This window comes from Atopobium sp. (genome assembly GCF_034113385.1).
Classification (GTDB): domain Bacteria; phylum Actinomycetota; class Coriobacteriia; order Coriobacteriales; family Atopobiaceae; genus Atopobium.
This window is the reverse complement of record NZ_JAXEXL010000009.1, coordinates 68,513-80,510: the sequence shown is the minus strand read 5'-3', so window position 1 is coordinate 80,510 and position 11,998 is coordinate 68,513. Positions and strand designations below refer to the sequence as shown.

Genomic DNA, 11,998 nt, shown 5'->3' with positions numbered 1-11,998 from the left:
ACCTGTGCTGCGCGCAGGTGATGTGCCCTGTTGTAAACGCCTATCTATCACATACTGTGATAGATAGGCGTTTTGCTGAGGCAGGCACTAATTAAACAACTCAAAACCAACTATTTTTAAAAGAGTCTTAACTAGATTAAAAGCAAATACCACAATTGCAACACCGCGCCAAAATCTATCTGAAGACGTAGTTACACGTGGACCTACTACTGAAAACACAAGGGCTGCTAAAAAAACGAAAACGGTAGAGAGCGTAAAATAATCCCGTAAAGTTGGAATAAATAAGCAAAGCAATATAAATACAACAAACAAAAAAGCAATACCAAATCTTAGGAATTTGCCATAGCTTGTATCCCAAATAAATTGCCTTAACTTTTCCATTAATACCCCCTACTCAAAAAATTGCACTACTCAATGAACATGGCATCACCAAAGCTAAGCATCCTATAGCGCTCAGCAATAGCTTGCTCATAAGCACTCATAATGTGGTTTCTTGTAGCAAACGCCGAGACAAGCATCATGAGCGTGGAACGTGGTACATGAAAATTGGTAATCATTGCATCTACCACATGGAAGGTTGAGCCAGGCATCAAAAACAGGTTGGTGGCTGCGTCTTCACGCACCACAATATCTCCCGTACCTGTTATTGCAGCAGACTCAGCTGTTTTCTCAAAATGCTGGGCTACTACTGCAGGCTCACTTGCCACAACACTACTATCCCAGGCAGACTCAAGCGAACGTACCGCCGTAGTACCAACAGCAATAACCCTGTGCCCACCAGCCTTAGCAGCATGCACCGCATCAATCACATCCTGTGACACATGGTAGCGCTCCGTGTGCATAGCATGCTGTGTGGGGTCATCCTCGGTAACCAACCTAAAGGTGTCAATACCAACCTCAAGCTCTACTGTTGCCCATTTACAACCCTTAGCTTTAATTTTCTGGATAAGCTCAGGCGTAAAATGCAAACCAGCCGTAGGAGCTGCAGCGGAATGCTCTTCCTTCATAGCATATACGGTCTGGTACTTCTCGGGATCTCCGTCATACTCGGTAATGTAAGGAGGCAGGGGCACATGGCCAGCACGATGAATTGCCTCATCAAGCGTCATGCCTTCTGCAGGTGCAAACTTAACCAGGCGGCCACCGCGGTTATCATCTACAAAATCCACAATTTCACCGGTCAAAACCACAAAAGAAGACTCGGGAGCATGCAAGCCACCGGCGCGATACTCAATAACAGCACCGGGTTTCAAACGCTTACCTGGATTGACAAGACACTCCCATACAGAACCCAAAGCGTCAATATCTTCACGGCGGCGCAACAATAAGGTCTCTGATACACCGCCCGTATGCTGTTTGCGCCCCACTAAACGAGCAGGCATAACACGCGTTTTGTTAGCAACCAGCAAATCGCCTGGCTCAAGCAAATCCAAAACGTCCCTAAAAATCTTATGCTCTACCCTACCATCCTTACGATGCAATACTAGCAAGCGACAAGAATCGCGCGGCTCGGCAGGTGCCTGAGCAATCAGCTCTTCGGGCAGGTTGTAATCAAAATCATCTGTACGCATTACATAACTCCTAGCAAGCTGCTGCTTCCCTTAAGAAACATGAGCTTTTAATTGCATATGTGCACGCTCAGCAGCTTTGGCCGCCTTACGCTTATCTCGTATATTTTGCCTATCAAAGGCCGCTTCTGCAGCAGAAAAACGACAGCCGCAGTAATTTTGCCTATACATATCCGCCTCACGAGACAAGCGTATAGCTTCAGGGTAGTACGGGCGAAAATCACGCCACACCATAATAAGGCCTTGTGCGTCACAAAGTTTTTTGAGTACGTCATGACACACATCAAACAACTGATAGGGAGACACTACCAGCGTGGTAGACACATGGGAAAATCCTCGCTCTTTTGCAACGTAACACAGCTCTGCCAAGCGCTGAGCATAACAGGCGCGACACCTACGCTCACGGTCAAAACCTGCACCAGCCACACGCCGCTCCCAAGCGCCACGATTATCAGACGCAACAATAAGCTCAAGACCTAAATCATGCGCATATGCGCGCATGGTGTCCAAACGCAAGTCATGCTCTTCTATCGGTTGAATATTAGGGTTAGTCCAACAAATAGTAGGCTCAAAACCCTCTTCACGTAAATGGAGAATGGGTTCTATGGAACACGGCGCACAACAAGCATGCAACAACAATGGCATGCGCTCCTGCTGTTGCACACAGTGCCCGCGCTGATTCACACAGTCCATACGCTCGCTGTGTTGCTGTTGGTTTTGCTGATTTGGCATCTAACGCGTCATCCAACTCTCATCAGAGGGGTTATCACGAAAAGCCAGCAAGCGTGCCTTATCTTGAGGTTTGATGTAGCCTTCCTCAACAGCAACGTCTACCAAGGTATCCAAATCACACAAGCTAGTATTTTGTACATTGTCTGCAGCAAGACGATCCAAACCTTTTTGCATGCCGTAGGTAAAGATAGATATAACACCCAGCACGTCTGCACCAATCTCACGCAAAGGGCGGACACAGTCTAAAACAGAACCTCCAGTGGAGATAAGATCTTCAATCACCACGATTTTCTCGCCCGCATGCACACGGCCTTCAATCTGATTCTTGCGGCCATGATCTTTTGCGGAACCACGCACATAGCCCATAGGAATACCCAAGCGATCTGCAGCAATAGCAGCATGAGCAATACCTGCCGTAGAAGTTCCCATAAGCATCTCTGCATCGGGATACAGCTCATGGCTTTTCTTAGCAAGCGCCTCATCAATAAGTGTACGAACCTCGGGGTAGCTAAGTGTAAGGCGATTGTCACAATAAATAGGACTTTTAATACCACTTGCCCAGGTAAAGGGGTCATCAGGCTTTAAAAATACTGCCTTAATGGACAAAAGAGCGTGTGCAACACTGGCTTTAGTTGCCATGACCTACCTCTTTCGTAGATTCGCTTCTCACCTGCGCGTAAAATCAGCTGCATGTGTTAGCATTTTTTACAGTCCACTTGATTGTATTACGCAATGCTCAACCTTTAGCCGAGAAGCTACGCATACATATATAAGAGACGCTATCCTTAAAGAGCAAACAACTTTTATACACGAGATAGGTTTTTATATGTCAAAGAACACTCCCGCTAAACGTCGTGCTCATATTGCACTGATTGTTTTTATCGTTTGCCTGCTGCTAAGTGTGGGTATTAATATTGCGCGCAAGATTGTGATTTTTGACTATCTTCCCTGCAAATCCACTGTTGTCTCCAAAAAGGTTGATCCTACAACCTTTAAATACAAGGTGGTTGTATCCTATCAAAATAGGCAGTTTCGCCTGGTAGATACGGAACTTAAGTTCAAGCCAGAAGTGGGAGACATTACCACTACCTACCTACAAAACGGTCATATGTTCGCCAACCAAGAAAACGTTTTACGCACGTCTCCTCTTACAACAGTGCGCCTGTTTGCTATTGGCATTACCGCAGCTTCAGGTCTTGTTTTGGTATGGTTTTTCCGAAAAGTCCAAAAAGAAAACGCGCTATTAGCCAGCCTTGACGAGAAACCCACGTCTAAAAAACCAACCAAATCCGCCAAAACCAAAAAGAAAAACAAGTAGAAGGGTTGCCATGTCCTACGATATTGCATTGTTTGACATGGATGGTACTCTGCTCAATACCACCCAAGATCTTGCAGCGTCACTCAACTATGCTATGCACCAGCTGAAGTATAAAGCCTGCTTTACTCCTGCTGATGCTGCGCTCTTTTTTGGCAGTGGCTCAAAGATTGCCTTTGCTCGTGCACTTGCAGCCTTACAAGGCGCATCTTCAGACGAACTTTTAGCATTGGGCGCCACACTAAGTCCGCAAGATTTAGCCATAGACCCCCAAGAGGTTAGCAGACTCGATGAGGTCTTTAGCTCGTATTATCCAGCACACAGCAATGACCACACCCGTCCCTACCCGGGAATATATCCTATGCTTACAGCCCTGCAAGCTGCGGGTGTAAGCTGTGCGGTTATTTCCAACAAAATGGATAGTGAAGTCAAACGTCTGTCTTTGCTGCATTTTGGAAATACCATGGCATATGCTGCAGGTGTATGTGATGCCATAGCGCGCAAACCCTCACCAGAAATAACCTTAGCCGCCTTACATGAGCTGCAAGCTCAAACAGGCAACGCAAATGCCACTGCTGTCTACATTGGTGATACAGAAATTGATTTTCGTACTGCTCATAATGCAGGTTTGGATTGTATTGCCGTAGATTGGGGTTTTAGAACTCACAGCTATTTAGAGCACTGTGGCGCAACGCATATCGTAAGCAGTGCAACTGAACTTACTGCTGCAATTTTGGATGGCAAAGAAGCACATAAGTTGTGCGATACTAAGTAAATTAAACAAAACTAAGGCGCCTGAGCGCTTACGCAACAACTATGAAAGGTCTTCCATGGTAGTCGATAGCACCAATCGTCCTACATTTCCTGCACGTGCCGTTATTACGGGCGGCATGCCCTATGGCAACAAAAACCTGCACTTTGGACATATTGGCGGCGTTTTTGTACCAGCAGACTTCTTTGCTCGCTTTTTGCGCGACCGTCTTGGCAAACAAAACGTGCTCTTTGTTTCTGGTACAGACTGCTATGGTTCCCCTATTATGGAGGGCTATCGTAAGCGTAAAGAGGATGAAGGCTACACGGGCACCATCATAGATTACGTGAACGAGAATCACGAGGCTCAAAAGTCCGCGCTGGATGCCTACGGCATTTCTTTGGACTTGTTTGCCGGTTCTGGTCTAGAGCCCGCTGCTTCGTTCCATAACACACTCACTGCCACTATCATGCAGCGCCTGTACGAACGCGGCTATTTGCATAAGCGCAGCACGCGTCAGTTCTATGATCCTGAAGCTGGGCAGTTCCTCAATGGTCGTCAAGTCCGTGGACATTGCCCTGTACGTGGGTGCAAATCAGAAAAAGCCTATGCAGACGAGTGCGACTTAGGTCATCAGTTTGATCCTGAAGAGCTTATCGCCCCCGTATCCCAGCTCACCGGCGCTACACCTGAGCTACGCCCAGTAGATAACTGGTACTTTGACCTGCCAACTTTTCATGCTGAGCTCGAGAAGCTCATGGATGAATGGGACTTGAATCCACAGGTACGCACGGTAGTTACCAAGACGGTACGTGAGTCTTTGGTTGATCCCGTCATGTACATTCAAACCAAATTCCGTGAAGCGTTTGATGCGGTAGAAAATCAACTTCCTGCTCACACCCTAACAGAAGCTACGAGTAACCAATCTTCCTTCTTTATAACCTTTAACAACTGGTCTGATCGTGATGATGCGCGCGAGAAGCTCGAAGCCGCCAATATCCGTTTCCGTACTGGCAAAACACTGCTCCCCTTCCGCATTACGGGCAACATTGAGTGGGGTGTTCCTGCTCCTACCATTGAAGATGTGTCTGGCTTGACCGTATGGTGCTGGCCAGAAAGTTTATGGGCTCCTATAAGCTTTACACAAACTGCTTTAGCAACTGCACCAAAAGGTTCGTATTCCACGAGCGATTGGCGTGATTGGTGGGCTTCTGACGATGCTCAGGTATTCCAATTTATTGGACAGGACAACATCTACTTCTATTGCGTAGCACAACCTGCTTTATGGGAAGCTTTGGACTGGAACCTTACGCAAGATACTCCCCTTGCTAACTACCACATCTTATTTATGAATAAGAAGGCTTCCAGCTCCGGAGAAATCAAACCTCCCATGGCAGCAGAGCTGTTGGAACATTACACTCCAGAACAGCTTCGTTGTCATTGGCTAAGCTTGGCTTTGGATCAAAAAGCCGTGAGTTTCTCGCCTAAACCGTATGACACCAGCGTAAGCCATAAGGATAAAAAAACTGGCGCAGACGTTCTTGTTAAGGATGACCCTCGCGTGGCGGACCCCGCACTTAAAGAAAGCGCGTTTCTTACGAACATCTTTAATCGCTTGGCTCGCAGTTGTTTTTATGGTGCACAAAATGCTTTGGAGGGGAAACTACCCACCCTTCCTGCGCATGAAGCTGTTATGGATGAATGTACTACTGCTATTTTGGCGTTTGAGAAATTTGCGCACCGTTTTGACGCCCATTCTGCACTGGCTGTAGTTGAAGACTTTACACGTGCTGCAAACAAGCGCTGGGGCGATGCATCCAAGGCAAGCCAAGGGGACAACAAGGAGTATGAGCAAGCATTAGCAGATGCCTTTGCTGCGCTCCGCACCACTACGCTACTCATGCATGCCGCAGCACCCTTTGGCTGTGAAACTATCTGTGACTATCTAAACTTTAATCTTGACTTCTTCTTTAGCTGGGAGCATGCGTTTGCTACCCCTACCCAGCTGGCAGAGAAACTCGGCGAAGCTGCGGGTACTCACAAACTTAAACAACTACCTCCGCGCTTTGACTTCTTTAGTAAACATGAAAACCAGGGCAAGTAGCTTCACTTGTGTAATAAGCTATTTTGCACAAAACCTGCTCAGACAGAAGATGTCAGAGCAGGTTTTTGCTTAGAGAAAATTCATAATAAAGCCGTGAGATATCTTATAACTCCTCATTCTTCTTTACTATCGGAATCCATAGCTCCATTTTGTAGTTGTCGCTTTGCATATCACCTTCATAATAATATTCAAAATCAGGACTTCCTGAATGCACATATCCTTGTTCTGGAAAAAATACCTCCATAACGTACTTCCAGCCCTCATGAATACATTCGGGAACCTTACCCATTAGTTCAACAATGGCATATTCCGCTGCTTGAACTTCTAAAATATCTAATCCCATGTCCTTTGCAGTCATGCTATCTTTAATCACATACCCTGCCAGGTAATTAAGAGTGTTTGGCTCATCTATATCATGGCAAACACCAACGGACTTTCCATCCCCAAGCTTTGCTAGTTCATCATGACTATACGTGTTATAAAGTTTTTTCCATACTTGGGGACATACTGATGAATCTATACTTTGCTCATCAAGACCCGCAACTACAAAAGCATCTTTCTTTTGAATTGTAATATTCATATTCCTGCCTCCTTGCACAGTCAGCACCAATTGAACACGTGAGATTACTTTGAAGGGTTTTCCAGATCTTACCTCGGAAGGAGTAACACCATGGAAGTTTTTAAATGCTGTACCAAATGAGTTTGGAGATTCGTAGCCATATAACGAAGCTATATCTATTACTTTTTTATCTGTCTCTCTCAATAAAACAGCAGCTTCACTCAAACGTCTTCCCCGTAAATATTCTGAAAGGGATGTGTTTGTCAAAATAGAAAAGAGTCTGCTAAACATTGGATATGAATATCCTGATATATACAGCACCTTCTTCTCTTCTATCTGGTTATCCAAAACCGATTCAAGATAGTCTATGGTGTCATTAAAGGCCTTCATAAAGTTCATGCTCACCACCCCTTTATACGTACTATACGCAAACATAACTTCACCTGTCCCCATAGTTTACGTACAAAAAATGTGAAGATTGCTAGGTTCCTTGTAATTATTTAGAAGGAACCTAGTAAATTGTTCAATTCGGGGCATACAATTATGCATCCAACAAAGAAGAAGGTGTATATGCACGCAGATAAATCTAATAAACCTATCTGGGTTCCCCCTTCAGATTGGGGAACTACACGCAGAGTACTTGCATGCATCAGCTCGCTTGGTCACTACATGTACTTTGCTCGCGGTGGACGAGCGGGTCAAGATCATGTGCTCACCAAGCTCTATCGTCATGACATGCATATGGCCCAGCGTGAGCTGCAAGAGTCTATGAGCATTACTTCTGCCTCACTATCAGAAGTGCTGAGTAAGATAGAGAGTGAGGGCTACATAAGGCGCTCCAAATCTGAAACAGATAAGCGTCAATTTGAAGTTTTTCTCACCCCACAGGGCGTGCAACGAGCAACTCAGCTCATGGAAGACCGCAAGCACTTTGAACAACAGGCCTTATCGTTTTTATCGCAAAAAGAACAAGAAGATTTGCTTAACACGCTTATGACGATTATTGCCAACTGGAATGGAAAGGAGAACTAATGGCAGAAAGCACCTTGGGCAACGCAGCCAAAAACCTTACCCTGCGCGACATCATTTCCATTATTGGCAAAAGCCTGCGCGAATTTAAAAATATCTCCGTTGTAACACCGCTCTTAGTTTTGGGAGAAGTGGTTGTAGAGGTTTCTATTCCCTTTGTAACGGCTCAGCTCATTAACATCATTTCTACTGGTGCGAATATGAGCGTTATTTCTCACTATGCTGCCATCCTTGTTGGAATGTCTTTGGTATCTTTGGCATTTGGCGCTGCCGCTGGCTACACGGGCTCTGTGGCATCAGCTGGTATGGCTCGCAATTTACGACATGATATCTTTGCGCAGATTCAGAAGTTTTCATTTTCTAACATCGATCGCTTCTCTACCAACTCATTGGTAACTCGTCTTACTACCGACATTACAAACGTTCAGCTGTCTTTTCTTATGATGATTCGTCTTGCTGTACGCAGCCCACTTATGGCCATCTTTGCCATCATTATGGCATTTTTAAGCGGTGGACCCATGGCCGCACTATACATTGTGGTAGCTTTTGTTTTGGGATATGCCGTCTTTCGTATTGCACTATACGTTACCCCTATCTTTCGTCAGATTTTTAAGAAGTATGACGCCCTGAATGAGTCTGTAGAAGAAAATGTTTCTGGCATTCGCGTAGTTAAGTCTTACGTGCGCGAGGACTTTGAAAAAGAGAAGTTTAATACCGCCTCGGGCAACCTTTTTCATGACTTTATGCATGTAGAACGCATCTTGGCATGGGCTACTCCTCTGTTTACTTTCTCGATTGATGTCATCTATCTCTTTGTCGTGTACTTTGGTTCTCAGGTTGTTGTAAGCTCACAGGGTCAGAGCCTTGGCGTTGGTCAGATGAGCGCTCTTATTACCTATGGCTTTTCCATGCTCATGGCACTCATGATGCTCTCTATGGTATTTGTCATGATTACCATGTCTGAAGAAAGTGCTCGTCGTATTTGCGAGGTTCTTATCGAGAAGAGCGACCTTACTAATCCTAAAAACCCCTTGTTTGAAATCCCCGATGGCTCCATTGACTTTAACCACGTAGACTTTGAGTACTCCAAAACAGCAGAACGCATGGCTCTTAAAGACATTGACCTGCACATTGCATCTGGCGAAGTCATTGGCATTTTGGGTGGCACTGGTTCTTCTAAATCTACGCTCATCCAACTGATTAGTCGTTTGTATGACGTTACTCGAGGCTCTGTTTGTGTTGGTGGCCATGACGTGCGTGAGTACGACCTTGACACACTGCGTAATCAGGTGGCTGTGGTATTGCAGCGTAACGTTTTGTTCTCTGGCACCATTGCAGAAAACCTGCGCTGGGGCAATCCCAATGCCACAGACGAACAGCTGGTCGCTGCATGTAAGCTTGCTCAGGCAGACGAGTTTATTCAGCAGTTCCCCGACACATACAACACCTATATTGAACAAGGTGGTACCAACGTATCTGGTGGTCAGAAGCAGCGTTTGTGTATTGCACGTGCACTACTTAAGAACCCCAAAATCTTGATTTTGGATGACTCCACCAGTGCCGTAGATACCAAAACCGATAAGCTCATTCGTGCAGGTTTCCGCAGCTTTATTCCCCAGACCACCAAAATTATTATTGCCCAGCGCACCAGTTCTATTGAGGATGCTGACCGCATTATTGTTATGCGTGATGGTCAGATTGATGCCATTGGCACCCACGACGAGCTTCTTGCATCCAATGCAATTTACCGCGAGACCTATACCTCGCAAAACAAGGCGTCTCACGATCAGAAAATGAGCGCGATGCAAGCCCAAGAAGATACTTTAAGAAAGGAGGATGAGGTACATGAGTAATAAAAAGACCCCTACAGCACCTGGAGCTACTCATACGCACAAGACTCCTCAAAAGAGTAGTTTTATTCGCGTTATTACCATGCTCTTTGAGTTTTATCCCGTACATACCACCATCGTCCTTCTTTGCATTGTTATTTCTGCTATAGCAAGCGCGATGCCTTCCGTCTTTATGCAGCAAGCAATTGCTGTTGTAACAAAGTACTTTACCAGTGGAAATTGGGAAGCTGCTCAGCCAGAAATAGCAAAAATTGCTGGTACCTTATTGGCTGTTTATACCGTAGCCTTGATTGCAGTAAGTGTTCAGGTGCAAACGCTTGCCACGCTTACACAGGGTACGCTTATGAACATCCGCAATAAGATGTTTGACCATATGGAAGACTTGCCCATTCGCTTTTTTGATACAAACAAGCATGGTGACATCATGTCGTACTACACCAACGACGTAGATGCATTGCGCCAGCTTATTAGCCAATCTTTGCCCAGCATCATCACAGCAGTCATTGGTGTAACCACGGTACTGTTTATTATGCTGTGGTACTCCATTCCGCTCACCCTCATTGTGCTTGCTATCATTGCGCTCATGATGCTCGTAGTTAAAACTTTGGGTACACGATCTGCGCGCTTCTTCATAACACAACAAAAATCACTTGCGCAGGTAGAAGGCTTTGCTCAGGAAGCTATGGCTGGACAAAAGGTCATCAAGGTCTTTACACACGAACAAGCAACCCAAGCAGATTTTGACAAGGTCAATGAAGAGCTTTATCAGGCTTCCAAATCCGCAAATATCTTTGCAAATATGCTCATGCCCATCTTGTTTAATCTGGGCAATCTTGCCTATGCGCTCGTAGCTTTAGCGGGAGGTTTCTTTATTATTAATGGCTTGCCCTCTCCTTCTCTTTCTGGAGCAGTGCTTACCATTGATATCGCCGTATCATTTTTGACGCTTACCAAGAACCTCACATCTTCCATCGGTCAAGTTTCTGGCCAAATCAATTCCATTGTTATGGGCCTTGCTGGTGCAGCGCGCATCTTAGACCTTCTCGACCAAGAAATTGAGGAGGATGAAGGCTATGTAACCCTTGTGAATGTAAGCAAGAATGAGAAGGGCGAGCTCGTAGAGTGCCCTGAGCGTACCGATATATGGGCATGGAAACATCCGCATCATGACGGCACGCTTACCTATACCCCGCTTGCTGGCGACATTGTGTTGGACCACGTAGACTTTGGCTACAGCCCAGAGCATACCGTTTTGCATGATGTGTCCTTGTATGCAAAGCCTGGTCAAAAGGTTGCTTTTGTTGGTGCTACCGGTGCAGGTAAAACCACCATTACTAACCTCATCAATCGTTTTTATGACATTGCTGATGGTCGCATTCGTTACGATGGCATTAATATCAATAAGATTAAAAAAGCAGATCTTCGTCGCTCGCTCGGTATGGTCTTGCAGGATACCAACTTGTTTACTGGTACTGTTATGGACAATATCCGTTATGGTCGCCTTGATGCCAGTGATGATGAATGCATTGGTGCCGCTAAACTTGCAGGCGCAGACTCCTTTATTCGTCGCTTGCCTGACGGCTATAACACCATGCTTACGGATAACGCTACCCAGCTTTCCCAAGGTCAGCGCCAGCTTTTAACCATCGCACGTGCAGCGGTGGCAGACCCTCCTGCCATGATTTTGGATGAAGCAACCAGCTCCATCGATACACGCACTGAGTTTATTGTGCAACGTGGTATGGATGCTTTGATGGCAGGGCGCACCACCTTTGTTATTGCTCACCGTTTGTCTACCGTGCGCAATTCCGACGTCATTATCGTTTTGGACCACGGTCATATTATTGAACGTGGCACCCATGATAATCTTATCGCAGCCCATGGCACCTATTACCAGCTCTATACCGGTGCCTTTGAGCTTGAATAAGCCACTCCATATACCAGAGCATGAATGCACCTGTTTGTTTTACGAGCAGGTGCATTTTTATGGAGAAATACAGGGACTATATACGTATCGGCTAGAATATAGGGTCTGTATCTCTTCCCTAGAAGACTTTGGTATACCATCCAAAAGCGCAAACGCGCGATAC

Annotated in this window: 11 protein-coding genes; 6 read left to right on the top strand and 5 right to left on the bottom strand. The window is 45.7% G+C overall.

Translation table 11 applies throughout. From position 1 onward, the window contains the following. Window positions 1-87: 87 nt before the first annotated feature. From SPD80_RS02010 to pyrE, 4 genes are all read right to left on the bottom strand, one after another. Entirely contained in the window at window positions 88-381 is a 294-nt protein-coding gene (locus SPD80_RS02010) for a hypothetical protein (protein WP_320828266.1), read from the bottom strand. 26 nt (window positions 382-407) lie between these two features. Further along, window positions 408-1,571, bottom strand: coding sequence for a tRNA preQ1(34) S-adenosylmethionine ribosyltransferase-isomerase QueA (queA, locus tag SPD80_RS02005; protein WP_320828265.1), 1,164 nt, complete (start codon window positions 1,569-1,571; stop codon window positions 408-410). A gap of 30 nt (window positions 1,572-1,601) precedes the next feature. After that, window positions 1,602-2,213 carry an epoxyqueuosine reductase QueH gene (locus SPD80_RS02000; RefSeq protein ID WP_407061951.1) on the bottom strand — a complete coding sequence of 204 codons (612 nt, stop codon included), beginning with the start codon at window positions 2,211-2,213 and terminating at the stop codon, window positions 1,602-1,604. 87 nt (window positions 2,214-2,300) lie between these two features. After that, entirely contained in the window at window positions 2,301-2,939 is a 639-nt protein-coding gene (gene pyrE, locus SPD80_RS01995) for an orotate phosphoribosyltransferase (protein ID WP_320604919.1), read from the bottom strand. A gap of 187 nt (window positions 2,940-3,126) precedes the next feature. Between pyrE and SPD80_RS01990 the strand changes: the two genes are divergently transcribed. From SPD80_RS01990 to SPD80_RS01980, 3 genes are read left to right on the top strand one after another with little or no spacing between them, the layout of a single operon-like run. After that, window positions 3,127-3,618, top strand: a complete 492-nt coding sequence (locus tag SPD80_RS01990; protein WP_320604917.1) for a hypothetical protein — start codon at window positions 3,127-3,129, stop codon at window positions 3,616-3,618. 10 nt (window positions 3,619-3,628) lie between these two features. Then, window positions 3,629-4,390 carry an HAD family hydrolase gene (locus SPD80_RS01985; RefSeq protein ID WP_320828264.1) on the top strand — a complete coding sequence of 254 codons (762 nt, stop codon included), beginning with the start codon at window positions 3,629-3,631 and terminating at the stop codon, window positions 4,388-4,390. Window positions 4,391-4,445: 55 nt separating this feature from the next. After that, entirely contained in the window at window positions 4,446-6,470 is a 2,025-nt protein-coding gene (locus tag SPD80_RS01980; RefSeq protein WP_320604913.1) for a class I tRNA ligase family protein, read from the top strand. A gap of 103 nt (window positions 6,471-6,573) precedes the next feature. Here the strand turns inward: SPD80_RS01980 and SPD80_RS01975 are convergent, their stop codons facing one another. Continuing rightward, window positions 6,574-7,428, bottom strand: a complete 855-nt coding sequence (locus SPD80_RS01975; RefSeq protein WP_320604911.1) for an AraC family transcriptional regulator — start codon at window positions 7,426-7,428, stop codon at window positions 6,574-6,576. A 171-nt stretch (window positions 7,429-7,599) separates the two neighbouring features. Here SPD80_RS01975 and SPD80_RS01970 point away from each other — a divergent pair, with 171 nt between their 5' ends. The 3 genes from SPD80_RS01970 to SPD80_RS01960 are packed head-to-tail and all read left to right on the top strand — an operon-like array spanning window position 7,600 to window position 11,835. Continuing rightward, window positions 7,600-8,061, top strand: a complete 462-nt coding sequence (locus tag SPD80_RS01970; protein ID WP_320604909.1) for a MarR family winged helix-turn-helix transcriptional regulator — start codon at window positions 7,600-7,602, stop codon at window positions 8,059-8,061. Next, window positions 8,061-9,911 carry an ABC transporter ATP-binding protein gene (locus SPD80_RS01965; RefSeq protein ID WP_320604907.1) on the top strand — a complete coding sequence of 617 codons (1,851 nt, stop codon included), beginning with the start codon at window positions 8,061-8,063 and terminating at the stop codon, window positions 9,909-9,911. The genes SPD80_RS01970 and SPD80_RS01965 overlap by 1 nt, the downstream gene beginning before the upstream one ends. After that, window positions 9,904-11,835: an ABC transporter ATP-binding protein gene (locus tag SPD80_RS01960; RefSeq protein WP_320828262.1), complete on the top strand. Its 1,932-nt coding sequence runs from the start codon at window positions 9,904-9,906 to the stop codon at window positions 11,833-11,835. Before SPD80_RS01965 ends, SPD80_RS01960 begins: the two co-directional genes overlap by 8 nt. Window positions 11,836-11,998 lie beyond the last annotated feature (163 nt).

Coding starts and splice junctions, on each gene's coding strand:
- SPD80_RS01970 (WP_320604909.1), top strand. CDS start 7,600: ATGCACGCAGATAAATCTAATAAACCTATCTGGGTTCCCCCTTCAGAT.
- pyrE (WP_320604919.1), bottom strand. CDS start 2,939: ATGGCAACTAAAGCCAGTGTTGCACACGCTCTTTTGTCCATTAAGGCA.
- SPD80_RS01985 (WP_320828264.1), top strand. CDS start 3,629: ATGTCCTACGATATTGCATTGTTTGACATGGATGGTACTCTGCTCAAT.
- SPD80_RS01960 (WP_320828262.1), top strand. CDS start 9,904: ATGAGTAATAAAAAGACCCCTACAGCACCTGGAGCTACTCATACGCAC.
- SPD80_RS02000 (WP_407061951.1), bottom strand. CDS start 2,213: ATGCCATTGTTGTTGCATGCTTGTTGTGCGCCGTGTTCCATAGAACCC.
- SPD80_RS01975 (WP_320604911.1), bottom strand. CDS start 7,428: ATGAACTTTATGAAGGCCTTTAATGACACCATAGACTATCTTGAATCG.
- queA (WP_320828265.1), bottom strand. CDS start 1,571: ATGCGTACAGATGATTTTGATTACAACCTGCCCGAAGAGCTGATTGCT.
- SPD80_RS02010 (WP_320828266.1), bottom strand. CDS start 381: ATGGAAAAGTTAAGGCAATTTATTTGGGATACAAGCTATGGCAAATTC.
- SPD80_RS01990 (WP_320604917.1), top strand. CDS start 3,127: ATGTCAAAGAACACTCCCGCTAAACGTCGTGCTCATATTGCACTGATT.
- SPD80_RS01980 (WP_320604913.1), top strand. CDS start 4,446: ATGGTAGTCGATAGCACCAATCGTCCTACATTTCCTGCACGTGCCGTT.
- SPD80_RS01965 (WP_320604907.1), top strand. CDS start 8,061: ATGGCAGAAAGCACCTTGGGCAACGCAGCCAAAAACCTTACCCTGCGC.